The sequence below is a fragment of the Lachnoanaerobaculum sp. ICM7 genome (assembly GCF_000287675.1).
Lineage (GTDB): Bacteria > Bacillota > Clostridia > Lachnospirales > Lachnospiraceae > Lachnoanaerobaculum.
This window is the reverse complement of record NZ_ALJL01000022.1, coordinates 39,238-65,724: the sequence shown is the minus strand read 5'-3', so window position 1 is coordinate 65,724 and position 26,487 is coordinate 39,238. Positions and strand designations below refer to the sequence as shown.

The 26,487-nt window shown below is 36.8% G+C and carries 25 protein-coding genes; 1 reads left to right on the top strand and 24 read right to left on the bottom strand.

The genetic code is table 11. The features are described 5' to 3' along the window. Nucleotides 1-9: 9 nt before the first annotated feature. The 20 genes from HMPREF1140_RS06090 to HMPREF1140_RS05995 form a co-directional block, all read right to left on the bottom strand. Entirely contained in the window at nt 10-1,074 is a 1,065-nt protein-coding gene (locus HMPREF1140_RS06090; protein ID WP_009662992.1) for a hypothetical protein, read from the bottom strand. Nucleotides 1,075-1,257: 183 nt separating this feature from the next. Then, nucleotides 1,258-2,664 carry a hypothetical protein gene (locus HMPREF1140_RS06085; protein WP_009663009.1) on the bottom strand — a complete coding sequence of 469 codons (1,407 nt, stop codon included), beginning with the start codon at nt 2,662-2,664 and terminating at the stop codon, nt 1,258-1,260. A gap of 217 nt (nt 2,665-2,881) precedes the next feature. After that, a complete protein-coding gene (sufU, locus tag HMPREF1140_RS06080; RefSeq protein ID WP_009663045.1) occupies nt 2,882-3,307 on the bottom strand; it encodes a Fe-S cluster assembly sulfur transfer protein SufU in 426 nt (141 codons plus the stop codon). Next, nucleotides 3,300-4,517 carry an aminotransferase class V-fold PLP-dependent enzyme gene (locus HMPREF1140_RS06075; RefSeq protein WP_009663003.1) on the bottom strand — a complete coding sequence of 406 codons (1,218 nt, stop codon included), beginning with the start codon at nt 4,515-4,517 and terminating at the stop codon, nt 3,300-3,302. The genes sufU and HMPREF1140_RS06075 overlap by 8 nt, the downstream gene beginning before the upstream one ends. Next, nucleotides 4,510-5,565: a SufB/SufD family protein gene (locus HMPREF1140_RS06070; RefSeq protein WP_009663152.1), complete on the bottom strand. Its 1,056-nt coding sequence runs from the start codon at nt 5,563-5,565 to the stop codon at nt 4,510-4,512. Before HMPREF1140_RS06070 ends, HMPREF1140_RS06075 begins: the two co-directional genes overlap by 8 nt. After that, nucleotides 5,565-6,971 carry a Fe-S cluster assembly protein SufB gene (gene sufB / locus HMPREF1140_RS06065; RefSeq protein ID WP_007593679.1) on the bottom strand — a complete coding sequence of 469 codons (1,407 nt, stop codon included), beginning with the start codon at nt 6,969-6,971 and terminating at the stop codon, nt 5,565-5,567. The genes HMPREF1140_RS06070 and sufB overlap by 1 nt, the downstream gene beginning before the upstream one ends. After that, nucleotides 6,971-7,729 carry a Fe-S cluster assembly ATPase SufC gene (sufC, locus tag HMPREF1140_RS06060; protein WP_007593681.1) on the bottom strand — a complete coding sequence of 253 codons (759 nt, stop codon included), beginning with the start codon at nt 7,727-7,729 and terminating at the stop codon, nt 6,971-6,973. The genes sufB and sufC overlap by 1 nt, the downstream gene beginning before the upstream one ends. A 175-nt stretch (nt 7,730-7,904) precedes the next feature. Further along, nucleotides 7,905-9,239 carry an NADP-specific glutamate dehydrogenase gene (gene gdhA, locus HMPREF1140_RS06055; protein ID WP_009663106.1) on the bottom strand — a complete coding sequence of 445 codons (1,335 nt, stop codon included), beginning with the start codon at nt 9,237-9,239 and terminating at the stop codon, nt 7,905-7,907. A gap of 200 nt (nt 9,240-9,439) precedes the next feature. Beyond that, the gene (gene recO, locus HMPREF1140_RS06050) at nt 9,440-10,084 is read right to left on the bottom strand and encodes a DNA repair protein RecO (RefSeq protein ID WP_007593684.1); all 645 of its coding nucleotides are present in this window, start codon (nt 10,082-10,084) and stop codon (nt 9,440-9,442) included. 1 nt (nt 10,085) lies between these two features. Beyond that, the gene (era, locus tag HMPREF1140_RS06045) at nt 10,086-10,982 is read right to left on the bottom strand and encodes a GTPase Era (protein ID WP_007593685.1); all 897 of its coding nucleotides are present in this window, start codon (nt 10,980-10,982) and stop codon (nt 10,086-10,088) included. Nucleotides 10,983-10,993: 11 nt separating this feature from the next. Beyond that, nucleotides 10,994-13,966 (bottom strand): insulinase family protein, encoded by a 2,973-nt coding sequence (locus HMPREF1140_RS06040; RefSeq protein WP_009662967.1) that lies wholly within the window; start codon nt 13,964-13,966, stop codon nt 10,994-10,996. 21 nt (nt 13,967-13,987) lie between these two features. Further along, on the bottom strand, nt 13,988-14,794 hold the full coding sequence (locus HMPREF1140_RS06035) for a YdcF family protein (RefSeq protein ID WP_009663077.1): 807 nt from the start codon (nt 14,792-14,794) through the stop codon (nt 13,988-13,990). A gap of 10 nt (nt 14,795-14,804) precedes the next feature. Further along, nucleotides 14,805-16,043 (bottom strand): peptidase U32 family protein, encoded by a 1,239-nt coding sequence (locus HMPREF1140_RS06030; protein ID WP_009663107.1) that lies wholly within the window; start codon nt 16,041-16,043, stop codon nt 14,805-14,807. A 1-nt stretch (nt 16,044) separates the two neighbouring features. Next, complete coding sequence (locus HMPREF1140_RS06025) at nt 16,045-16,692, bottom strand: O-methyltransferase (RefSeq protein ID WP_009662976.1); 648 nt, start codon at nt 16,690-16,692, stop codon at nt 16,045-16,047. Continuing rightward, on the bottom strand, nt 16,676-17,077 hold the full coding sequence (locus HMPREF1140_RS06020; RefSeq protein ID WP_009662996.1) for an endolytic transglycosylase MltG: 402 nt from the start codon (nt 17,075-17,077) through the stop codon (nt 16,676-16,678). The genes HMPREF1140_RS06025 and HMPREF1140_RS06020 overlap by 17 nt, the downstream gene beginning before the upstream one ends. A 3-nt stretch (nt 17,078-17,080) precedes the next feature. Beyond that, complete coding sequence (locus HMPREF1140_RS06015) at nt 17,081-19,210, bottom strand: ribonuclease J (protein WP_009663091.1); 2,130 nt, start codon at nt 19,208-19,210, stop codon at nt 17,081-17,083. A 59-nt stretch (nt 19,211-19,269) separates the two neighbouring features. Continuing rightward, nucleotides 19,270-19,539, bottom strand: coding sequence for a DUF1292 domain-containing protein (locus tag HMPREF1140_RS06010; protein ID WP_007593701.1), 270 nt, complete (start codon nt 19,537-19,539; stop codon nt 19,270-19,272). Further along, nucleotides 19,529-19,945, bottom strand: a complete 417-nt coding sequence (ruvX, locus tag HMPREF1140_RS06005) for a Holliday junction resolvase RuvX (RefSeq protein ID WP_009663084.1) — start codon at nt 19,943-19,945, stop codon at nt 19,529-19,531. The genes HMPREF1140_RS06010 and ruvX overlap by 11 nt, the downstream gene beginning before the upstream one ends. 167 nt (nt 19,946-20,112) lie before the next feature. Then, complete coding sequence (locus tag HMPREF1140_RS06000; protein WP_007593705.1) at nt 20,113-20,370, bottom strand: IreB family regulatory phosphoprotein; 258 nt, start codon at nt 20,368-20,370, stop codon at nt 20,113-20,115. Between the two features lie 96 nt (nt 20,371-20,466). Further along, nucleotides 20,467-21,840, bottom strand: coding sequence for a MiaB/RimO family radical SAM methylthiotransferase (locus HMPREF1140_RS05995; RefSeq protein ID WP_009663021.1), 1,374 nt, complete (start codon nt 21,838-21,840; stop codon nt 20,467-20,469). Between the two features lie 134 nt (nt 21,841-21,974). Between HMPREF1140_RS05995 and HMPREF1140_RS05990 the strand changes: the two genes are divergently transcribed. Then, nucleotides 21,975-22,208, top strand: a complete 234-nt coding sequence (locus HMPREF1140_RS05990) for an HPr family phosphocarrier protein (RefSeq protein WP_009663127.1) — start codon at nt 21,975-21,977, stop codon at nt 22,206-22,208. 45 nt (nt 22,209-22,253) lie between these two features. On the opposite strand, the gene thiI is transcribed toward HMPREF1140_RS05990, so the two are convergent. From thiI to prmA, 4 genes are read right to left on the bottom strand one after another with little or no spacing between them, the layout of a single operon-like run. Next, nucleotides 22,254-23,438 (bottom strand): tRNA uracil 4-sulfurtransferase ThiI, encoded by a 1,185-nt coding sequence (gene thiI, locus HMPREF1140_RS05985; RefSeq protein ID WP_009662997.1) that lies wholly within the window; start codon nt 23,436-23,438, stop codon nt 22,254-22,256. Then, nucleotides 23,438-24,592 (bottom strand): cysteine desulfurase family protein, encoded by a 1,155-nt coding sequence (locus HMPREF1140_RS05980; RefSeq protein ID WP_009663070.1) that lies wholly within the window; start codon nt 24,590-24,592, stop codon nt 23,438-23,440. Before HMPREF1140_RS05980 ends, thiI begins: the two co-directional genes overlap by 1 nt. Continuing rightward, complete coding sequence (locus tag HMPREF1140_RS05975; RefSeq protein WP_009662965.1) at nt 24,593-25,330, bottom strand: 16S rRNA (uracil(1498)-N(3))-methyltransferase; 738 nt, start codon at nt 25,328-25,330, stop codon at nt 24,593-24,595. Further along, complete coding sequence (gene prmA, locus HMPREF1140_RS05970; protein ID WP_009663151.1) at nt 25,331-26,296, bottom strand: 50S ribosomal protein L11 methyltransferase; 966 nt, start codon at nt 26,294-26,296, stop codon at nt 25,331-25,333. Nucleotides 26,297-26,487: the final 191 nt, after the last annotated feature.

Here is a 26,487-nt window from a genome sequence, read left to right as displayed (position 1 = left end):
TCAATATATCTATCTGTTATCAGGTATAGGCTTATATCTCGACCTTTCCATCTCCTCCGGCTCCATATACTTTTTAAAATCATCAAAGTTATTAATCTTATGCGGCAATCCGTCTACCGAATGCCTGCCGTCTACTATCACCCCGTCAAACGATATATCCTCTACATTCTCAAAGAACATATCCGCTAATTCCTTATCGCTTATACTGTCAGATAACATAAAGGTCACTTTAGCCCTTTCTCCTTTTGCCATAAGTTTATCCAGATTCTCCCTTAAATGTGGGAATAATTCATAAAGTTTCTTACTTTCTTTTGGAATTCTTCCTATATCATATATATATACATCCATGAAACCTTCCCAATCTGAGAATGAACTAACCGTAATATATGAATAAAGTGAATTTTGCTTTAAAAGTATATCATTAAAAATATCCCGTTTATTAACAAACGCTATCTTTTCACTTTTTTTATATCTGTCTGAAACATCCCTTGCCCAATCTTCAAAATATGTTTCATCTTCTATATTGATAAATACAGATTTTAGCCTATCTTCATATCCATTTTCTATATCTTTGCTTGTTTTTTCAGACCACACCTTAATATATGGTTTCCCGTCATATTCTAATGCAATTGCTTTATATGGTTTGTCAGGTTTTATATTATCATCATTATCAAATATACTTTTTACATCTATTGTTTTAAGCTTTTCCCCTGTTTTAATATCATATATATCAACATTGAATTTATCAAGCTCTGTAGTTTTCAAATTAAATCCCAAAGGATTTCCATTTTCATCCCTAGAAGTATCCAAATATCTTCCCTGTAGGTCATTATCTGTAGCGTATTTATTGGGGATTATATCATCATCCTCACCTCCCCATTCCGTATTATCACCAATCCCATTATATAAATACATTACATATAATGCATCTTTATCTTCATTAATTTCACTTGCATAATAACCGGTTTTATATGTAAGATCATATCCTCCTCTCTCAACCTTATCTTCTTTTTTAGTACAAGCACATAAGCACAGGCAAAGTAACATACCTATAAAAATCTTACTTTTTTTCATTTTTTCACCCCACTACCATCTTTTTTCCATAATTATCAGCTTCTTAATAAAAGCTTTCATTTACTGTCAGGACTTTTGCAACACTATTTTTAATATTTGCTTTGCTAATAAACTTATAGTTTATATATTAAATATTAACTATAAAATCAATATATTGTCTATTCTTAGTTATATACTCACAAATTATTGTGATCCATTTACCAATATATCCATAAACGATATTTTTGATTTTGTCATATCATCATATTGATCTTCTAAAAAAATTATCCTATCAAAATTTTTTGCGGGTTCTTCTAAAATATTACATCCACCGTTCCACAATTTTTTAATAATTTCTTGATACTCTTCATTACCTACATCTTCAAACTCAAAAGTAGGATTTTCAATACCACACTCCACTCTTAACAGTTCTTTAAATCCGCTCTCATTAACCATTCTTATCCTTTTTATAGTATCAGGATCAAATAAACCTGCAACAACGACACACCTATAATTATCTACACTAAATGTTCCGCCACAATAATAATTTTGGGTTAATATACTTTGATTATGCTCTGACATAATCCTATCCTCTTTTTTATAGCTATATAAATAATCCACTACTCCATTAGCCATGTTCTTCATTAAATCAGCAAACTTAAAAGCAGCAACATTTAGTATATTCTCATTTGAATTTTTTTCTTTTTTATAATTTTCCAAGAAAATTTCAAGGTCTATATTACCTCTTCTCCTAAATATATCTGTTGTAATAACTTCACTATAACTCTCCTTTTTAGGTGACAGAACTACACCTCTATTATTTGCCCCAACCATCTGTTTTTCATAATTTAGGTGATAATAAGATTCATTTAAATGTGTATCATAATACAACTCACTTATATATAATTGAGTAAATTGTATATATGACTTATCAGGTAAATCCTTGTATACATCATCTATCAAATATTTTATGCTTCCAAATAATGTGGCCAACCCCAGCAAATTATTACTCCGCCTTACAAGATAATTATAATTATTCTCATCACCAACATCTCCATATAGTAGTACAACACTATTCTTTTGTAATAGTTCTGTAGTTTCGCTGTACAATATGTTTATATACTCCCTTGCCCGCTTGCTGCTCAAAGTGTATATACCCTGATATACAGGATAACTTGAAGGATTTTCAACCGGCTTTATCATAGAGTTTAATAGCTTCTCAAGATTATCACTCTCATCCTCCATACTTACTCTTAAAATATATTCTGCTATAAATTCTTTGGTCGCTTTCTCTTTGGGGGTTTTTAAAAATACCTTATCAAAATTCTTGTTTGCAAGTTCTATAATGAATTCCTCTTCATTACATTCTTTCAAAGAAGTATATGTGTCCGATAACTCCTGTGGCGAAAATCCCAATCTTTTCATTTCATTTATTTCACTATCTGTCATTTCGGTACTCAGTTCATCATAACTACCGGAATTATCCTCTACCAAAGAACTGTACTCTATATATTTTTTATCAACTTCATATGCAAATTTATTATTTTTATTTTGGCAACCGCATAAAATAGCTAACATTAAACCTGCTATATAAAATATACTTCTTTTCATTACTTCTCCTCCTATTATCAACTTCTAATCAAATAATCTTAGCTTAAATACCCTTTCTTACATCTAACTTTATTATACTTTTTATATAAATTATGTAAACCCGAAATACTTATTATAATTTTATTTTACTCTTTTTATAACTATAGATCTCCCCTTACCTATATCTTTTTCCATACAAAAAACAGGGACTTTCATCCCTGTTTTCATTTATTATTTATTATTTCAACAACTCTTCCATTGTATGCCAGCCAAGCACTGCACATTTTACTCGTGCAGGCATATGGGAGATATCTCTAAGGGCTCCAGCCTCATCAAGTTCCTCTATCTCTTCCTCGCTCGCTTCTCCCTTTATCATACGGAAGAACATATCTGAGAGTCTGATAGCTTCATCCTTTTCAAGACCTATTACCATATCAAGCATTATATCTGCTGAAGCCTGTGATATGGCACATCCGTCTCCTACAAAAGCACCGTCTTCTATGATGCCTTCATCATTTACTTTAAGCTTTAAAGTGATATGATCGCCACAGCTTGGATTGACACCGTCCAGTATAAGATTGGCATCTGCAAGATCATGTTTATGATAAGGTCTTAAATTATGCTCTGTCAGAATCTCATTATAAAAGGCTCTGTTCTCACTCATCGTATCCCATCTCCTTTCTTATATCTAATAGAGCTGCTGCGAGTGCATCTATCTCTTCCTTTGTGTTATAGAAAGAAAGACTTGCTCTTGTGGTTGAATTTATTTTTAAATGTTGTAAAAGCGGCTGTGCACAGTGATGTCCGGCTCTTACCGCAATACCCTTTGAATCAAGTATCGTTGATACATCATGCGGATGCACTCCCTCCAGTATAAAGTTAATTATACCGCTATGCTTAGCAGGATCTTTTGAACCAAGTATTCTGACATACTTGTTCTTTGAAAGAACCTCCATAGCATACTCACTCAGCTCTCTTTCGATACTCTCTATCTTCTCATATCCTATGCTCTCTATATAGTCGATAGCTGCCGCAAGTCCAACTGCACCCTCTGCATTTACTGTACCGGCCTCAAACTTATGAGGTAGTGGCGCAAATGTAGCTTTTTCTTTGGTAACATACTCTATCATCTCTCCACCGCTAAGGAATGGAGGCATGGAATCAAGTAATGCCTTCTTACCGTAGAGTACACCGATACCCATTGGTCCGCAAAGCTTATGACCTGAGAATGCAAAAAAGTCCGCATCCAGTTCTCTTACATCTATTTTCTTATGAGGTATGCTCTGTGCACCGTCAACAACAACTACAGCTCCCACACTATGAGCTTTTTCAATGATATACTCTATAGGTGTAGGTATTCCAAGTACATTTGATATCTGTGTACAAGCTACCAGTTTTGTATTTTCATTTATTTTAGAGTCTATCTCAGCCTTTGTAATCTCTCCGTCTTCCTCACAATCAAGGAATACAAGTTTAGCTCCTGTAGCTCTTGCCACCATCTGCCATGGAAGCATATTTGAATGATGCTCAAGTATACTTACAACTATCTCATCACCGGCCTTTATATTGTTTAGACCGTAGCTGTATGCCACAAGGTTTAAACTCTCTGATGCATTTCTGGTAAAGATTATCTCTTCACTTCCTGCTGCACCTATAAACTTCGCCACTTTGCTTCTGGCATTCTCATAGTCCTGCGTAGCTTCCACACTGAGTTTATAAACTCCTCTTAAAGGATTTGCATTGTGATGCTTATAAAAATCATTCATCGCATCCAACACTACCTGCGGTCTTTGTGATGTAGCCGCATTGTCCATATATATAACATCATCGGATGCTAAAAGCGGAAAATCATTTCTGTATATACTCTTACTCATCTTCACTGCCTCCAAGATAAAGATTTACTTTCTCTTCAAGTGCCTCATTCTCCAGCTTTTTGCTTATTGCATCTATTCTTGCTCTAGCCACCATCTTTGTAACACTTTCCTTGTCCATACCTCTTGATGTGAGATAGAAAAGCATTTCCTCATCAAGGTTTCCTATGGAAGCGCCATGTGTTCCCACTACATCTTCCTCGGCACAGAGTATTACAGGTATACTCTGATTGTGGATATTCTGACCTAAAAGAAGTACATCCTCGGACTCCTCTCCGGTTGCATCTTTTGCGCCTCTCTTAAAGTCAATAGTACCTCTTAGAAGCTTCTTTGAATTGTCATTAAGTACTCCTGAGGCTATCATTTTGCAATTACTTGACTTTCCTATATGGTCTGCCACATAGTTAAGATCTATCTGCTCCTCGGCCTTACCATAGTAGCCAAGATCTGATATAAACTCACTTCTCTTACCTACCAGGCTTGCTCTTGCACCTGCAAATATCTTCTCTCCACCAAGTAAGAGCTGTACAAGCTCAAATGAAGCGTCTTTTTCAACATTTGCGCCTATATCATTAAGTGAAATATCACTGTCTGACTGAAGTCCTACCTGATACAATTTTACCTTTGCATCTTTCTCTGCAAAAACGAATGTCTGTACCGCCAAAGCACCTGCATTCTCCTCATTTGAAGAGTAATCCATCCATACATTGGCTTCGCTGCCTTCAGCCGCATAGATATAAACTCTTACTTTTGCAAGACTTTCCTTATCTCTGCATATATTTATATGACTGTTTGACTTTTCACCTGCAAGAGTATTTATAATAATATCTTCACTTTCAGAGTCACAAAGCTCTGTCATATTTGCTCCCATTCCAGTAGGAAGGGCCTTCATAGCTTCAATAATGTCTTTTGAAAGTTCATTATTTGCATTTTCATTTAAAACTTTTATATTTGCACTGCCTGTTTCACTTGGTATAGAAACAGCAGTCTCATTCATCTTTAGCCATCTCCAGGTAAGAACCGGTATTCTGTTTAAAGTAATATCTCTCATTAACCAATACTTCCTTTCATCTCTAATTGAATGAGATTGTTCATCTCTACCGCATACTCAAGCGGCAATTCTTTTGATACATTGTCGGCAAATCCGCTTACGATCATTGCCTTTGCATCCTCTTCACTGATACCTCTGTTCATCAGATAGAATACGGCATCATCACTGATTCTTCCGATTCTTGCCTCATGACCTACATCGGCATCCGCACATCTGATATCCATAGCAGGCACTGTATCCGAGCGTGATATATCATCAAGCATCAAGGACTCACATGATACTGCAGCCTTTGCATTCTTTGCTTTTTCAGATACCACTACAGCATTTCTGAATGTAGATATACCGCCACCCTTTGAAATTGATTTTGTATTTATAAATGAAGATGTATCAGGTGCCGCATGTACTACCTTTGAACCTGTATCAAGGTTTTGTCCTGCACCTGCGAATGTAATTCCTGTGAACTCCATTCTTGCACCTCTACCCTTTAATATACTCATAGGATAAAGATATGATACATGTGAACCGAATGAACCTGAAACCCATTCAATTCTTCCGCCCTCTTCCACAACAGCTCTCTTTGTGTTGAGATTGTACATATTCTTTGACCAGTTCTCTATAGTCGAATATCTGAGTCTTGCATTCTTTCCTACATAAAGCTCCACACATCCTGCGTGAAGATTGGCCACATTATATTTTGGTGCCGAACATCCTTCAATAAAGTGAAGATCCGCACCCTCATCTACGATAATAAGTGTATGCTCAAACTGTCCTGCACCCTTTGCATTAAGTCTGAAATATGACTGCAATGGAATATCAAGATGAACGCCCTTCGGCACATATACAAATGAACCGCCTGACCATACCGCACCATGCAATGCAGCAAACTTATGATCGTTCGGCTTTACAAGCTTCATGAAATGCTTCTGAATCATATCTGCATATTCACCATGCATTGCACTCTCAAGATCTGTATATACAACACCCATCTGTGAAACTTCATCTCTTACATTGTGGTATACAAGTTCTGAATCATACTGTGCACCTACACCTGCCAAAGATTTTCTTTCAGCCTGTGGTATACCGAGTTTTTCAAAGGTATCCTTGATATCCTCAGGAACCTCTGACCACTTTGTCTTCATATGTGTATTAGGTCTTACATAAGTAACAATATTGTCAATATCAAGACCGTCTATAGAAGGACCCCATGGCGGAACTTCCATCTGATTATATATCTGTAATGCCTGCAATCTGAAATTCTGCATCCAGGCAGGATCGTTCTTTTCTTTTGAAATCTGAGACACTAACTCAGGTGTAAGACCTGCAGCTATTTTGAAGTTGTCCTTATCTTCATTTCTGAAGTCATACATACTTCTGTTAATGTCTTCTACATATGTCTTTTCCTTCATTATTTGCTCTCCTGAATATACTTTTCAAATCCATGCTCATTGATTTCATCTACCAAAGAAGCATCTCCTGTCTTTATGATTTTTCCGTCTACCATAATATGTGTATAGTCAACCTTTAATGACTCAAGTATTCTTGTACTGTGAGTGATTATAAGGAGAGCACCATCTTTTTTCTTCTGATATTCTTTGATACCGGCTGAAACTGTTCTTACAGCATCCACATCAAGTCCTGAATCTGTCTCATCAAGTATTGCAAGCTTCGGTGAAAGCATAAGAAGCTGTAATATCTCAGCCTTTTTCTTCTCACCGCCTGAAAATCCTACATTCAAGGCTCTGTTGGCATACTCGCTGTCCATATTTAAGACTTCCATATTCTTTGCAAGGTCCTTTTTAAACTGCATCATCTTTACTCTCTTGCCGCTTACAGACTCTACTGCATTTCTGATAAAACTGCTGAGTGGAAGGCCCGGTACCTCAAGAGGATTCTGGAATGATAAGAACATTCCTGCCTTTGCACGCTTGTCTGCTGATTCATCAATTATATTCTTACCGTCAAATATAATTTCTCCGCTGTTTGCAACATATCTTGGATTACCCATAAGAGCATAGCCGAGTGTTGACTTACCTGCTCCGTTCGGTCCCATAAGTACATGTGTTTCGCCTTTTTTAATTTCTATATTTACTCCATGAAGAATTTCCTTTAAATTCTCATCATCTTCTATGGAAACTGTTAAATTATTTACATTTAATAATGACATTGATTTTTCCTTTCACCTCTCCCTTGAGCTTAGGGGTAATCTATAATAGAAAACCAGTATTCTATTAACTATATTGGAATTTTAAGGCTTAATTCCCAGTAAGTCAATAGGAATTAAAAAAAAGCCCTTAAAAAAGGGCTTTTAAATGCTTATGTATTTAATTTTGTACAATTTTTTATACAATTCCCTGTGAAATCATTGCGTTTGCAACCTTCTCAAATCCGGCAATATTAGCACCTGCTACATAGTTGCCTTCCTGACCGTATCTCTTAGCCGCATCGTCAACCTTTGTAAAGATATCCTTCATAATGCCTTTAAGCTTCTCATCAACTTCCTCAAATGTCCATGAAAGTCTCATAGCATTCTGGCTCTGCTCAAGACCTGAAACAGATACACCTCCTGCATTTGAAGCCTTACCCGGCATAAAGAGTACTCCGTTATCCTGAAGATACTTTGTTGCCTCAAGAGTTGTAGGCATGTTTGCACCCTCTGCCACTGCAAAGCAGCCGTTAGCTACAAGTGCCTTCGCTCCGTCAAGATCAAGCTCGTTTTGAGTAGCACATGGAAGGTAGATATCACATTTGATATTCCAGATTCCCTTACCTTCTGTATACTTGGCAGAAGATACTCTGTTTGCATACTCTGATATTCTCTGTCTCTTAACTTCCTTGATATCCTTAACAATATCTACCTGTATACCGTTCTCATCATATACATAACCGTTTGAATCACAGAGTGCAACAACCTTTGCTCCAAGCTGCTGTGCCTTTTGTATTGCATAGATTGCAACATTTCCTGAACCTGTAACTACAACTGTCTTTCCCTTAAGTTCCTTGTTGTTTGCCTTAAGCATCTCATCAAGAATATATACAAGACCGTAACCTGTAGCCTCTGTTCTTGCTAAAGAACCTCCGAAAGGAATTCCCTTTCCTGTAAGAACACCCTCAAACAATGTTGTAAGTCTCTTGTACTGACCGAAAAGGTAACCGATCTCTCTACCGCCTACACCGATATCACCTGCAGGTACATCTGTGTCTTTTCCGATATGCTTATAAAGCTCGTTCATAAAGCTCTGGCAGAATGCCATTACTTCTCTGTCTGATTTTCCCTTAGGATCAAAGTTTGAACCGCCTTTTCCTCCACCCATAGGAAGACCTGTAAGTGAGTTTTTAAGTACCTGCTCAAATCCGAGGAATTTAAGTATTGACTGGTTTACTGTAGGATGGAAACGAAGTCCTCCCTTGTAAGCACCTATTGCATTGTTGAACTGTACACGATATCCCTTGTTTACCTGTACATTTCCATTGTCATCAACCCATGGAACTCTGAATGAAATAATTCTCTCCGGCTCTACAAGTCTCTCTAAGATACCGTTCTTTCTGTAAAGCTCCTCATTTGCATCAACAACAAGCTTTAATGACTCCAAAACTTCCTTAACAGCCTGATGAAACTCCGGCTCGTTCGGGTTTGCAGCTACAACCTTCTCTAAAATCTCTTCTACGTATGACATAATTCTTACCTCCTAGGCTTTGTCGGTACTTTGAATACTCAAAATACTCCTGACGTTCAACTCTTAAATAAACGGTTGAATCATAAATATATATAAAAAGGCAAAGACTCCCTATATAGGCGTCTTTGCCGAACACAAGTCATTTTAGCAGAATTTCTTCAAATGTCAAGAAAAAATTATAAAATATCCTCCAGAAAAAATTATAAAATATCCTCCAGAATATCAAGAGAATGAAAATGTCTGTCTATATATTTTCTTATCATGATATCCATATATTTTTCTATCTCTGTAAGTGCCTCCTCTGTTATTACAAAGGTAAAAAGTTTCTCAGGCTTTGAATATATTATATATTCCCAGGTATATAAGGCGGTTTTATCCTTAAGTCCGGGAGTCAAATCATACTCGCCGTTTATTGTCATAAGCTTAAGCTCGAAAATTCTTCTTACAAGTCTGTTCGGTATGGATTTTTTGGTTAAAGCCAGCAATGTATAATATATAAGCTTTAAGCTCTCTATATCCACCAAAGCTTCCTTCGTGTAATAATCAAGCATTTCAAGAAAATACGTGCCGTAGCAGGTACTTTCAATATCCGCACTTACCTCTTCAAAATAATTGGCAATATCCGCATTGACTATATTATAGGAATCTCTTCCCTCATACAGTTTAAACTTTCCATATGCAAATATTCTGGCAAATCCCATCATCTGATTGTTGATACGCCTTGCACCTTTTGCAAAAGCATATATCTTGCCTCTCTCTTTTGTAAAGATAGTCACACGCCTGTCAAAATCACCGATGGGCATTGATTTTATAACAATGCCCGTCAATTCAACAAAATCTCTCACATTATAAATCCTTTGGATTGTAACCGAAATTCTTCATCTGCACATCCGAATCTCTCCACTTCGGTCTGACCTTTACCCAAAGCTTCAGATTCACTCTGCTCTCAAGCAGACCTTCTATATCTTTTCTGGCTGCAGTACCAATTCTTTTCAGCATACTGCCGCCCTTTCCTATAATAATTCCCTTATGTGAGTCTTTCTCACATACTATTGCGGCCTCGATATCCACCATATCTCCCGAGTCTCTGTAGTTAAAGGTATCTATCTCCACAGCTATACCGTGAGGTATTTCCTCCTGCAAAAATCTAAGAGCCTTTTCTCTTATAAGTTCTGCTGCGATTTGCTTTATAGGCTGGTCTGTAACCGTATCTTCATCATAATACATAGGACCTTCCGACAGATATTTAAATATAATATCAAGAAGTTTATCCGTATTTGTTCCCTTAAGTGCGGATACCGGCACTACTTCTGCAAACTGCATTCTTGATGAGTACTTGGCTATTACCTCAAGCATATCTTCCTTTTGCTTCAGCGAATCCATTTTATTGATAGCCAGTATTACAGGTATATTTACACTTGATAAAATCTCGAAGATATGCTCATCACCTTCACCTATAAAGGTACTCGGTTCTACAAGCCAGAGCACCATATCCACATCTCTTAAAGTTCTTGTAGATACCTTTACCATATATTCTCCAAGCTTATTTTTGGCTTTATGTATACCCGGAGTGTCAAGGAATACTATCTGACCTCTTTCATCTGTAAATACTGTCTGTATTCTGTTTCTTGTAGTCTGCGGCTTATTTGATGTTATAGCTATCTTTTGTCCTATCAGCGTATTCATCAATGTTGATTTTCCTACATTCGGTCTCCCTATAAGGGCAACAAATCCTGATTTCATATATTCTCCTATCAATCCTTATAAAGATGCTTTACCTCTTTAAAGAGTTCCTTATCCTTTTCTATCAAATCTTCATTACCGATAGCACAAATAAGTTTGTCTGAAAGCACAGCCTCGATAAGCGGCACCAAAGCTCTGATATCTTCCTCACTTGTATTCAATACCTCTTCTCTTTCCTTTACCAGATCCTCATGTCTAACTTTCGAGTAATATGAGCTTAATCCCTTTAATCCTTCTCTTGAAGGTGTCATAGGTGTGTCAAGTTCACTGATTGCACCTATTACAGATTTTGTCATCTCTCTGTCATTTGCCGTAAAGTTTTTCACATAGTCCACTATGCCCTCGTATACCTTATTTGTATTTAAAACATTAGGATCTCTGTATGAAACAAAACCTGAGTTTCCGCTTCTTCCAAAGATTGCGCTACATCCGTATGCGCCACCCTTTACTCTGATATTGTTCCACAGATAGTCATAACTTAAAAGCACCTTCAGTACTCTTAAAACTCCTGTATATTTAAATCCGTGATTTACAAAATTTCCGAATCTTGCAACATAGTTTACCATTGAAGGTGTTACAAATCCCTCATTTTTGATTTCCGTTTTTAATACGGCCTTTTCAGGCTTTGTGCCTTCTTTGAAAAGACTGTCTGTAAGACTTTCTATTCCGTTAAATGCATTCTTATATCCCTTTTCATCACATATGGTATGTATCAAAAGATTATCCGCACTAAATACTGTTTTTGAGAGTCTTGAGAGGTTTTCGTAAACTCTGTCAAAGTCTTTTTCTATATCTATATTTTCAAGGAAGTTAAGATAAGCGATACCCTTTGTCAAATCGTTAAATAAAAGTTCCTTTGATATATAAGATCCCGCTCTTGTAAGTGCACTCATATGACCTGATGAAACTAATCTGTCCTTACCTGCCTTTACCTCTGCAATTATATCCTTAACTCTCTTCTTATCCTCAAGCTTTGACATCGTGAGTACTTCAGCCACATTGGAATAGAGCCAGGATTCTTTGCCATACAATATTTTTGCATTTACACTGAATGCAAAGGTAAAATCTATAGGATTTGCATCGATTGCAAATGCCTCAATAACATATCCGACTCCACCTGAATTTAAATTTACATTTGTGGAAAGTGCCGCATAGCTTTGTTTCTTTGTATCTATATAGCCCAATATTTCCTTTAAAAGTGCCAGATACTTAAGTTCTTCTTCATTTGCAAAGTCAATATTGAAGATAAACTTCATATAATTGATTCCCGATGTAAATACTTTTGAATGAATTACAGGTATATCTTTTCCTGAAGCCTTTACACTCTTTTCTTCATACTCAGGCATCTTTACTTCTCTGCTTATATCATCTCTGCTGAGCAAAGGAATCTTTAAAAGATCCTCTTCACTTGAAGGCTCAGACTGATACTTTTTAAGTGCCAAAGTATCATCATAAATCTTTTTTATCTCTTCTTTTGACAATGTATCTTTGAATGCTTTAAGCTTCGCCTTAAGATCGGCATCCTTCTTTGTGGTAAGACCTTTTTTAGGTGTCATGGTAACTATCGCCGTATTCTTGTTATCAAGAAGATAATTCTTTATCAGATTTTCAAAATAATTATTATCTATCTCTTCTCTGAGAGTTTTGAAAATATTTTCAAATCTCAAATGTATTGTAGGGTCCGCATCATAAAGCCATGAATCAAAGCTTGAAAGTCCGTACATAAGTCCCTTAGGATATGAACCGTAGTCAGCCTCTCTTGCTTTAAATTCAAATACATTTATAGCGGCCTTTATAGTCTCTTTATCAATTCCTTCATCTGCAAGCTTCCTTAAAGTACCCTCTATAACGGCCAAAAACTCAGGCTTTCTGTCAAGATTTGTATTCTTTGAAGTTACGGTGAAATATGGCATAGAGATTCCGTTTGCATATCCGCCGAATACATCCTCTCCTATACCCGCATCAATAAGTGCATCAGTAAGATATGCTCCCGGTGCATCTATAAGCACATACTCAAGTATATGAAATCCCATAGAAACGACCGGATCAAGCTCTCCGCCCACAAGAGTATTCCATGAAAGATATGTGGCATTTTCCTCACCCTGAGCCTCTGTAATAGGATATTCAAAGTTTGCTTCCTTTACACTTTCAAGTTCCTTTACTTCCTCTATCTTAGAATCCACCTCTCTGTATTCAAACTTATCAAGATATTCTCTGTCTATCCAGTCAAGCTTTTTTGCCATATCCATATCTCCGTAGAGATAAATATATGAATTTGACGGATGATAGTACTTTGAATGCATATCAAGGAAATTCTCATATGTAAGTGTAGGAATAAAGTCAGGATCACCACCGGATTCCTCACCGTAAGAATGTCCTTCAAACAACACCTTTGTTATTGATCTTTCCAGAACACTGTCGGCAGATGAAAAAGCACCCTTCATCTCATTGTATACTACACCGTTTAAAATAATATCTCCGTTTTCATCAGGATTACCCTTCTCATCCACTACTTCATAATGCCAGCCTTCCTGCCTGAATATCTTCTCCTCATTGTATACATTAGGATAAAATACCGCATCCAGATAAACTTCCATAAGATTGTCAAAGTCCTTATCATTGCAGGATGCAACCGGATAAACCGTCTTGTCCGGATATGTAATTGCATTTAAAAATGTGTTCAATGAACCCTTTACAAGCTCTACAAAGGGATCCTTTGCAGGAAACTTTTTAGAACCGCAAAGTACGGAATGCTCCAGAATATGGGCAACTCCTGTAGAATCCTTTGAAGGTGTTCTGAATCCTATCGTAAATACCTTATTGTCATCATCTGAAAGCAAGGTGAAAACTCTTGCCTTTGTCTTTTTATGTTCAAGAACAACCGCTTTTGCACTGATTTCTTCGATATCCGATATATCTTTGATCTCATATGCCGACAATTCTTTTATATGTTTTAACTCTTCATCAATATTATAATTTTTCAATATCTGCCTCCTTGGTAAAATTTAAATGTATCCTAAAAACTTGTACTTCAAAATTGCAAATGTCTCTCTTACGAGCATATGTAAATAAAGAATATTACCGGACTTTGCACTTATAGGTGAAACTTGTGTATATCCAAGCTTTTTTGCCACCTGCATAGCTCTGAATATATGAAAATCATTTGTCAAAATACCTATGGTCTCCGGTCTTGCTTCCACAACTTCAACCGGACCCATATCGTTTCTGATTATAAAATCCGTATTTATCTTCATCTCTTCATTGTACTTATCCATAAGAGCTTTTGAATATATCAGATTTTCTCTTGTATTGTGTGACTCAACTTCTACAAGAATATTATCTCTGTCAATACCTCTTTCTATAAGATAATCCGCCATTTCAAGTGATTCAATTTTTCCGTTTTTTTGCATTCCGCCGCTTATAACAATAATTGTACCGGGATTTTCATTTATATAATCTATAGCCTTTTCAAGTCTGTATATGCAGTCACTTTCTTTCTTATCAAAATCTGTCTTGGCACCAAGTATGACTAAAAAATCTAATGATTTTTTATCATCCTTAGGCACCGAAAGTCTTATTACAACTACCGTTATAACAAAAATAAGAATTCCAAGAGTCGCCAAAGTACAGACAGATACCACAGACCACAATGGAATTCTCTTATTTAGATAAAGTTTGATAAGTTTACCCAGGGCAAAAAATACAAATGCAAATACATACCATATGTAATTTTGCAATTCCAAAAAGCCTGCCATAAAAATAACTACAGTCCCGTATATCCCGCATAATATTCCAAGTATAAATAAAAACATTATACCTCCACTACTGTCTTTCGGGATTATAAATTCGTAATATATCTCCTTCTTCAGCTAGCTGTTTATCAAATGTCACTTTCAAAAGTTGCATAGGGTGTGGAGCACTCTCCATCTTCTCATCCTTCTCATCTTCAATAGACTCAACACATAAAGATATATTTTCACCGTTCTTTTTCATAATCTCAATGTTGTCTCCCACAAAGAATCTGTTTTTCTGGTTAAATACCGCTCTGTTCTTTTCATCCACCTCATTTACAGTTCCTATATAAATATAATTTTTTACATAGGTATTGCTGTCATAAATCTGTGTATCACTGTCAGGCTTTCCGAAGAAAAATCCGGTAGTAAACTCTCTGTAAGTACATTTTCCTATCTCTGATTTATACCATTCAAGGTTTTCTTTAAAGGTCTCAGGCGATTTTAAATAATCGTCTATAGCCTTTCTGTATGTTCTTGCCACAGTTGCAACATAGAGTGCGGTCTTCATTCTGCCCTCTATCTTAAAGCTGTCTATACCGGCCTCTATAAGTTCCGGAATATACTCAATCATACAGAGATCTTTTGAATTGAAGATATATGTTCCTCTCTCGTTTTCATAAACCGGCATATACTCTCCCGGTCTTTTTTCCTCCACTACGGAATATTTCCATCTGCAGGAATGAGTACATTCTCCACGGTTGGCATCTTTACCTGTAAAGAAATTGCTGAGCAAACATCTTCCGGAGTATGACATACACATAGCTCCATGTACAAATGTCTCTATCTCCATCTCCTCAGGGATATTGTCTCTGATTTTTTTTATCTCCTCAAGTGAAAGCTCTCTGGCTGTAACAACTCTTGAGGCTCCAAGCTTCCACCAAAAAAGGTAAGTAGCATAGTTTGTATTATTTGCCTGTGTTGATATATGTATTTCCACCTCAGGCCAGACTTCCTTTGCCACTGTAAATATTCCCGGGTCCGATATTATGAGAGCGTCAGGTCCTATTTCTTTTAATTCCTCAAAATAGCCTCTCGCCGCATCCAAATCATCATTATGTCCAAGGATATTGGCCGTTACATAGACCTTTTTGCCTCTTTCATGTGCATATTTTATTCCGGACTTCATATCCTCTTTTGTAAAATTCTTTGCCTTTGCTCTCAGGCTGAAAAACTCACCGCCTATATATACCGCATCGGCACCGTAATCTATCGCAACCTTAAGGTTTTCAAGATTGCCTGCCGGTATTAAAAGTTCTAAATCTCTCAATTTACCTCCTACTTCTGCTAAGTAAAACTCCATCTCCTATTGAAAATATCCATGACTCCAAATCTTCATCATGTAAAAGAAGATAAATATAATCTCTCATTCTCTTATGTATGGTCTTATCTCTTTTTCTTATTGCAAAGGAAGACTCTAACAAGTCTCCCTCCTGCAAACAATTATCCGAAAAAATTATTCCCTTATCCTTCAAAAGAGCTTTCACCGTTGGCAACCATGTAATATACTGTGCCTTTGCCGCATCCATGAAAATAAAATCAAATTTTTTATTTTCATTTACAAGACTTTCCAGTATTTCCCCGGCATCGCCCTCAATGATTTTCGCTCTGTCTTCCAGATTAGCATACTTAATATTTTTTTTAGCTTCTTCCACTCTCTCAGGCATCTTTTCAACAGTTACTATATCCGCATCGGAGTTTTCCAGCATAATTATGGCTGAATACCCGACAGCACAACCTATCTCCAAAATCGACTTGGGATTTTGCATTTTCAAAACAAATTTCAAAAGATTTTCAGTGTCTCTTTTTATTATCGGAATATAGTTTTCCTTTGCAACAGACCTGATTTCCTCTACAGTCTGTGAATTGACGGGAGAAATAATATCCAAATATTCTAAAACCTTAAGATTTGTTATCATTTACATTATTCTCCAAAACTCCGTCATCAATCATCTCAAGCATCTGTCTTGTTGTCTGTGATGTGTTAAATGTATAATCCCCTGCATGCATTCTGATTTCAAAAAACTTTGCCTGTATCTTAAAGGAAAACTTGTTTTCTATGACACCCTTATCATAAAGTATATCGGCAAGTTCATCAAAATTCATACCTTCCGTTATATTCACCTGAACATTGTTGCCCGGTGGTGAATCCACACTTGAGGCATAGAATACACTATGTCCGAAATTATAGGCAAACGGTATACCCGCTATCAATCCCAGTATCATAATATACATGATTAATCTTCCGAAAAAAGAAGCAACTCTTCTCTTTGTTTTCCTTTTTGATGTAGTTTCTTTGCTCATTTACTAATGTATCTCCATTATTATTGGCAATATTACAGGATTTCTCTTCATCCTCTTCCACAAAAACTCGCTTAAAGAATCTCTTACAACATTCTTTATCTTTGACCAGTCTGTGATTCTGGCATGAAGACAATCCGCCACAGCCTCTCTGACAACTGCGCTTGCCTCGTTCATCAAATCTGTAGACTCTCTTACATATACAAAGCCCCTTGAAACTATGTCGGGACCTGATAAAAGTCTGTTTGTTCCATGTTCAAGACTCATTGCCACTATTATTATACCATTTTGTGACAAGCTTTGCCTATCACGAAGCACAATATTTCCTACATCACCTACTCCAAGGCCGTCTACAAAGACTCCGCCGGCCTCTACATGACCTGTTATCTTACATGAATCCTCACTAAGTTCGACCACATCACCGCTTGACATGATAAGTACATTCTCACTTGGGATTCCAACAGCCTCTGCAAGTCCTTTTCCTGCCATAAGATGTCTGTATTCACCGTGCACAGGCAGTGCAAACTTAGGCTTTAAAAGTGAATACATAAGCTTTATCTCTTCCTGACATGCGTGACCCGATACATGAGTATCCTGGAAGATAACCTCTGCACCCTTCATTGAAAGCTCATTTATAACCTTTGATACGGCCTTTTCATTTCCCGGAATAGGGGTTGAACTCATTATAATAACATCTTCCGGTACAATCTCCACTTTCCTGTGGATTGATGAAGCCATTCTTGAAAGAGCCGCCATGGACTCACCCTGACTTCCCGTAGTAATAATTACAGTCTTTTCAAGCGGATAGTCCTTCAGATGATCTATATCTATAAGTGTTCCCTCAGGAATATCAATATATCCGAGCTCTGCGGCGGTTCCGATAACATTTACCATGCTTCGTCCTTCCACCACAACTTTTCTGTCATACTTATATGCCGTATTTATTATCTGCTGTACTCTGTCCACATTTGATGCAAAGGTGGCAACTATTATTCTGCTGTCTCTATGCTCGGCAAATATCAAATCAAAAGTCTTTCCGACCGTTCTCTCAGACATGGTAAATCCCGGTCTTGTAGCATTGGTAGAATCCGAAAGCATAGCAAGACAACCGGCCTTACCGATTTCGGCCATTCTTCCAAGATCTGCCGGATCTCCGAATACAGGTGTATAGTCCACCTTAAAGTCTCCGGTGTGGAATATTGTACCTGCCGGTGTAAATATTGCAAGTGATGCCGCATCGGCTATAGAGTGATTTGTCTTCACAAACTCCACCTTAAAATCGCCGAGAGTTACAGTATCACCATATTTAACTATATGAAGCTTTGCGGTATCATCAATTTGATGCTCTTTAAGTTTCTTTTCAATCAAAGCACAGGTCAGTCTTGTACCGTATACAGGTACATTTAGCTGCTTTAAAATATATGGCAGCGCACCGATATGATCCTCATGACCGTGAGTTATACAAAAGCCCTTTACTTTAAGATAGTTGTCCTTTAAATATGTGATATCCGGAATTACAAGATCTATTCCAAGCATATCATCACTTGGGAATGCCAGTCCGCAATCCACTACCATAATACTGTCATCATATTCAAAAGCTGTGATATTCATACCTATCTGCTCAAGTCCTCCAAGCGGTATGATTTTCACCTTTTTATTTGACTTTTTAGCGACTCTGCCTCTTCTCTTTTTATTTGTATTTTCCATCAAAATACTTGATACCTGTTCAGCCAAAGAAGGCACATTCTTATCTGCAGGTCCGACATATCTTGCTTTATTTTTCTTTGTATCCGAAACCTGACTGTCATTAAGGACTACGTCCTCTTTGGTGCTTTCTGCAGGCTTTACTCTTTTACTTGCAGTTTTTTTAGTCTGTTTTTTCTCAACCGGTTTATTTTCTTCTGAAGTTTTTGTACCGTTTTCAGACTTTTTATCTTTTTCAGAACTCTTTTTTTGTCCTGTAGTCTTTTTTGTCACCTGTTCATGCTTTAATCTTGCATTTACGGTTCTTTCCTTCTTAACCTTCTTTTCCGATGCACTCTCACCCATCTCAGTTGCACCGGCTTCGCTTAACTCCCTGCTTTCCTGCATAATTCTTTGCATATTCAGCAACGGATTTTTCTCATTCTCGTTCAAATTTTATTCCTTTCTTATTTGTACTTATATTCACATAATGATTACCGAACAAGGGTAACTCATTTTATAATTTCAACATCATCATCCATCATATTTTGAAAGATTTCAAATACCGCATCCAGTTCCTTCTCATCTTCTACAAAAATATAATTGGCCTCTTCATCGTCCTTTTTTGAAATATCTTTCATGATATAGCAGTCTCCGCTTTCATCATCCGGACTGTCTGTAACCAATATATAGCTGATACCGTTTAACTTGGTTTCATCTATAATTGTAAAATCGATATTTTCCCCATCCTCTGTTACAAAATGTATGCTGTTATTGTCCATTTTCTTTCTCCATATATTCTTTCAATATAATACTTGCCGCCACCTGATCTATAAACTGTTTTCTGTCCTGCTTTTTTACACCTGATTCGTCAAGTATTTCATCCGCTTCTTTTGTTGTAAGTCTTTCATCCTGCATAATGATGGGCACATCAACTCTTGACTTCAACTTTTCTACAAATTCCAAAGTAAGAGCCACTCTTTTACCGCTGCCCCCGTCCATATTTACAGGTAAACCTACTACTATTTTCTTTATATCTTTCTCTTTGACTATCTCCGCTATTCTTGCAAGAGATCTTCTGAGTTTATTTTCCGCATTTCGTTCTATGGTTTCAAAAGGCTGTGCGGTAAGTCCCAATGCGTCACTTATAGCCACACCTATAGTCTTTGAACCATAATCAAGTCCCATGATTCTTTCTTTCAAATTCACCTCTAAATTCAATATATAAAAAGAAGTCTACCGGCAAAGCAAACTTCTTCATACATCTTATCTCATACTTTTAAATATGTTTTGTTGTATGACCCAGCCCCAGAAGGTCCATCACGCGGCTTGATGAGATTTTATCTCAAAAAAGTTCAGCTAAGATTCTTTTCAATATAGCTTTTTAATAACTCTTCGACTATCTCATCACGCTCTACTTTCATGATAAGACTTCTTGCACTCTTATGACTCGTGATATATGTCGGATCTCCTGACATCACATAGCCAACAATCTGATTCAACGGATTGTATCCTTTTTCTGTCATAGCTTCATACACAAGCTTTAACACTTCATTCACATCCATTTTATTTTCTTGTACTGCCCTAAAATATTGTGTATTCTGAACATCCATACCGTCACGCTTCCTTTTCTAATAATATTGATTTTATACGATTACAGGTTATAATGCAATATTATTTTTTCTTATTAAAAAATAAAGAATTAATATCTATGATTTCTCAAGCAATAAAATATCGTCTGTAAGAAAATCAACTATCTTTCCGCTTACTATATCATTAGTCTTTAAATCACTGTTTAAAACAGCAACCTTCACATATTCCTTTGTATAACCTGTAAAATATTCTACTCCGTCTTTTATGAAAATCTCCTCACAAAGCAGCTCATCTTCTTTTCCAATCCTTGAAGCTCTAAACTCCCTTTGATTTTTAAGATTGATTTCATTTAGAATATTTGCTCTCTGTGCTTTCTCATTTCCGTCCACCTGTGGCATATTTGCAGCCTTTGTACCTTCTCTTATGGAATAAGGGAAGATATGTGTCTCATAGAATTTTACCTTTTCTACGAAAGCTTTACTCTCTTCAAAGTCCGTCTTTGTTTCTCCCGGAAATCCCACAATAATATCTGTGGTAATAGCAGGTGAATCAAAATATTTTCTTATAAGTTTTACTCCCTCATAAAACTCATCGGCAGTGTACTTTCTGTTCATACTTTTTAGAGTCTTATCACAGCCGCTTTGTAAACTTAAATGAAAATGAGGACAAAACTTATCTATATTGCTGAGACTTTTAATAAAGTTTTCCTGTATAATCCTAGGCTCCAAAGAACCGATACGTACTCTCTCTATTCCCTCTACATTCGCAATATTTTCTATCAGACAAAGAAGCTCATTCTTGGTAACAAATTCCTCATCACTTTCCTCAGTACGAGTAAGTTTTTCCATTCTCTTATTATAGGACTCATCCAAAAAGTCCACTCCATATGATGAGAGATGTATACCTGTAAGTACTATTTCCTTATATCCTGAAGCCGAGAGATTTTTCACCTCATCAAGTATATTTTCCATCTTTCTGCTTCTTACCCTGCCTCTGGTAAAAGGAATAATGCAATACGAACAAAACTGATTGCATCCGTCCTGAACCTTTATAAAAGCTCTGGTATGGTCGTTTATTTTTCGTATATTAAATTCCTCATACTCAGTCTCTTTATTTATATCAATGATGAATTTATTCTTTATTTTATCCTGTAAATATTCGTTTATTATATTTACAATATCATTCTTATTATTATTTCCTACGATTATATCTATACTCAGATCTTCATCTATCTTATTCTTTGCAGACTCCACATAGCATCCTGCCGCAACTACTATGGCATCCTCATTCATCTTTCTGGCTCTGTGAAGCATTTGTCTTGATTTTCTGTCTGCAATATTTGTGACCGAACAGGTATTTATTATATAAACATCCGCTCTTTCTGTGAAATCGACACATCTATAGCCTGCAGACTCCATAAGCTGCTGCATCGCCTCTGTCTCATATGTATTTACTTTGCAGCCAAGTGTATGAAACGCAACAGTTTTCATAAAAAACCTTTCTAACTTATCAAATGTCATTGACTTTACTTAAAAATTTATATAGGATATACATAGATTTAAATGTGCAAATACCTGAAAGTATCTGTTGCATTTATCGCAATATTTTTTTCATGGAGGATTATATGAAAACAGTTCAAATTTCCCTTAATTCTATTGACAAAGTAAAGTCATTTGTAAATGACTTAGCTAAGTACGATGTAGACTTTGACTTGGTTTCAGGAAGATATGTTATAGATGCAAAATCAATAATGGGTATCTTCAGCTTGGATCTGTCAAAGCCGATCGATCTTAACATTCACGCAGAGGATAATGTAGAGCAGATACTTGAGGCACTCTCTCCATATATCATCAAATAATTTATTTTTTAATTCCGGCAGGATTACCTGCCGGAATTTTTTATTTCAGGCTTTCACCAAAATTCTTTCCTTTGTTTCCATGGCCTTTTCCATAAGCTCATCTATGATTCCTTCAAGCTTTTCTTCAGACCTTTCTATATTTTCCAAAACAGGTTTTGTCACCGGATGCTTTGCCACAAATATAGTACAGCAGTCCTCATAAGGCTGTATAGATGTCTCATAAGTACCTATTTTTTCTGAAATTTCTACTATTTCCTGCTTATCAAAGCCTATCAGAGGCCTGAATACAGGCAAAGAGGCCGCCGCATCTGTAGTAAGCAATGACTGTATTGTCTGAGAAGCCACCTGTCCTATACTCTCACCTGTAATAAGAGCCTGATCGCCGTTTTCTACAGCAATTCTTTCGGCTATCTTCATCATATATCTTCTCATAATGATAGTAAGCTCATCATGTGGACAATGCTCATATATTGCAAGCTGTATATCCGTAAAGTTTATTATATGTAAATTTACCGGACCGGTATATTTTGAAACCAACTCCGCAAGCTCTATAACCTTTCTCTTGGCTCTTTCTGAAGTATAAGGCGGTGCATGGAAGTATACAGCCTCCACTCTTACTCCTCTTTTTGCAATCATATATCCGGCAACCGGTGAATCTATACCGCCCGAAAGAAGGAGCATTGCACTTCCGTTTGTACCTATAGGCATTCCGCCCGGTCCCGGTATTTCAACCGAATATATATTTATATATGTTCTTATCTCAACCTTTATAAGTACATCAGGCTTTCTTACATTAACCTTCATCTGTGGAAATGCATTTAAAATCACCTCTCCGAGTTCCGCATTGATGCTCTCTGATGTTCCCGGGAAACTCTTATCGGCTCTTCTTGTATCTACCTTGAAAGTAAAGTTCTTGTCGGGATACACCGCATCCACATATTCCACCACCTTTACTTTAAGGTTTTCATAATCCTTTGACTCTATTCTGACCATAGGACAAATACCGACTATACCGAATACCTTGCTGAGTCTGTCGATTGCTTCCTCATAATCATAATCGCCATCCATGTCCACATAGATTCTTCCAAGTTCCTTGGATACATTAAACTTTCCTTCTACTTCTTTTAAGGCGGTTCTTATCTGTTTCATAAGGGCATCTTCAAACATATATCTGTTTTTACCCTTTACACCTATCTCACCGTATTTAATTAAAAATGATTTGTACTTCATTATTTCCTCACAAATTTTCTAAGAAGCGGCAAAAGTTCCTTTAAATTCTTTATGAAATAGTCAGCCTCTTCCTTATTATTAAGCTCCGATAAAGAGATTCTTATAGTAGCGTCCAAAAGATTCTCTCTTACACCTATAGCCTTTAATGTACCTGATATACCCGGATGATTTGATGAACAAGCCGAACCGCTTGAAACATAAATCCCTCTATCCTCAAGGGCATGCAGTAAAACTTCCGCTCGTATATCCTCAAATGATACACTTATAACTTGAGGTGCAAAATTTTCACCTCTGCCTGTATTTAAAATCGCACCTTCTGTCTTTTCAAGCTCATCCATCAGATAATATTTCAAATCAGATATCTTATTTATTCTCTCATCAAAATTGTCATAGGCTTCTTTTGCAGCAACTCCCATTCCTGCAATTCCTGTAGTATTTAGCGTTCCGCTTCTCATTCCTCTTTGATGTCCGCCTCCAAAGATTATCGGATTTATCTTTACATTGCTGTCAATGTATAAAAATCCCACTCCCTTTGGGCCGTGAAACTTATGACCTGATGCTGAAAGCATATCAATCCCCTGTGATTTCGGATTTATTCTAAGCTTTGTGTAGGCCTGTATGGCATCTACATGAAATAATATGTCTTTATTTTTAGCTTTTACTATCTTCGAAATTTCTTCCACAGGCTCTATAGCTCCTATTTCATTATTCACATACATTACGGACACCAAGACAGTGTCATCTCTGAGAGTAGACTTTAATAATTCAAGGTCCACCTGCCCTTCAGAGTTTACAGGAAGTACTGAAAGTTCAAACCCCTGTTCCGTCAAAAATTCAGCAGGTCTGTATACCGCAGGATGCTCAATTCCTGAAATTATTATATGTTTTCCGTATCTTTTCCTGCTCATTGCTCCACCGATAAGCGCCATATTATTGGATTCCGTACCGCCTGAGGTAAAGATAATTTCACCTTTTTTTACCTTTAAAGTCTTTGCTATAATATCCGCCGCATCTTTTACATAGCTTTCAGCTTCCACACCCTTTATATGCTTGCCGCTTGTGTTGGCATAATCGTCCCTCATGGTCTTAAGCATTATTTCTATGGCCTTTTCACTTACTTTTGTAGAGGCCGAGTTGTCAAAATATACGTCCATCTATTCATCTTCCAATCTGATCATTATATTACTGAGCAATGCAAGTCCGGCTGTTTCTGTTCTTAATATTCTTTTACCGAGTGTAATGACTTCAAAGCCGGAGTTTTTTATCCTTTCAACTTCCGACTCTTCAAATCCGCCCTCAGGCCCGATAAATACTGCAATATTCTTTGTTTTATCCATATTGTCCAGTATTCTTCTTGTCTTATCTATTCCGTCTGCATTCTCATAGGGTATTAATTTTACACCAAAATCCTTTACAATTTCAAGTGCATTATCTATGGACATAGGCTCATATACTTTTGGTATAATACTTCTTTTTGACTGTTTTGCGGCACTCTCTGCAATGGCATTCCATCGGTTTACTTTAGTATCGACTTTCTTTTCATCTATCTTTACAACAACCCTTTTTGTTTTTACCGGTATTATCTCACTTACACCAAGTTCAACCGCCTTTTGTATTATCATCTCCAGTTTATCAGACTTCGGAATCCCTTGAAGCAGGGTAATATTTACAGGCAATTCTCTTTGTTCCATACTCTCAAGCACTTTAAGGTTCACCCTGTCAGTCTCTATATCAACTATTTTACAAAGATAATCCCAGTCCCCTCTGACACTGATAAGAAGTTCCTCTCCCGGTTTCATTCTCAGAACATTGGCTATATGATTGACATCACTGCCTTCTATATACGCATTTTCTCCGTTTATCTGCTCTTCAGACACAAAAAAATGATACATTTATTCCCTCTTTTTTGCTACTATACTTACCCATTCTCCAAGATGATTTATTTCAATGATTTCAAAATCCTCACTCTTTTTAAAGGCAAGCACTACATCGGCTTCCTTTGTATCTATTATACCCGATGTAATAAATATTCCGCCTTTTCTCATATGCTTTGCTACAGTCTTTATCAGTTCTATTATAACGGGAGCCAAAATATTGGCTGTCACTATATCAAACTTTTCATAGCCTGCCAGTTCCATTATATTTTCATCTGTCAGAATATCTCCACATACCGCTACAAACTCGGTCATTCCGATTTCATTGCTGATCATATTTTCCATAACCGCATCTATAGCCATATCATCCAGATCGGTTCCGAATACACATTCAGCTCCAAGCTTAAGTGCGGCAATTCCAAGGATTCCGCTTCCCGTACCTACATCCAAGACTCTGACATTTTCCCTGTTCTGTAAATATTTTTCAAGGGCAAGTATACAAAGCTTAGTAGTCTCATGTGCTCCCGTACCGAACGCAGTTCCCGGGTCTATCTGTATCAAAGTCTTATACTTTGCATCCTCAGGTATCTCTTCCCATGTAGGTTTTATAAGGATATCTCCAACATAAAAAGGCTTAAAATACTGTTTCCAGTTGTTTATCCAGTCTTTATCCTCAGTCTCCGACTTTATAAGTACACCGTCACCGATATCACAAAACTCTTTAAGCTCATCCAATGTGACTTTTATATCTTCCAAAAGTTTTGTATTGTCGGCCTCGGAATCCAGATAAAAGCTTACCTTTGCTATTCCTTCATCCTCAGGTAACTCCGGCAAAATATCTATAAACATTCCCTTTGTTTCTTCTGCAGTTAAAGGTACATTATCTTCTATTTCAATACCTTCCACACCTATATCTCCAAGTGATGCGCTCAAAATATCCACCGCATCGGTCTTTGTAATAAGAGTATACTTCTCCCACTTCATATAATTACTCCTCAACATAAGTAGAATTTTGATTTTCCAATCCTAAACGCAGCTATGCTTAAAAGCTTCGCAGGATTTTACGCAGCCTGCGGAACTCGTTTGTTCGCTTGGAAAACAGCGAACTGCACTCAAACAAGTCCTCGGCAGCTTAATCCTGTCTCGCTTTTTTCGCACAGCTAAACGCTACAAGG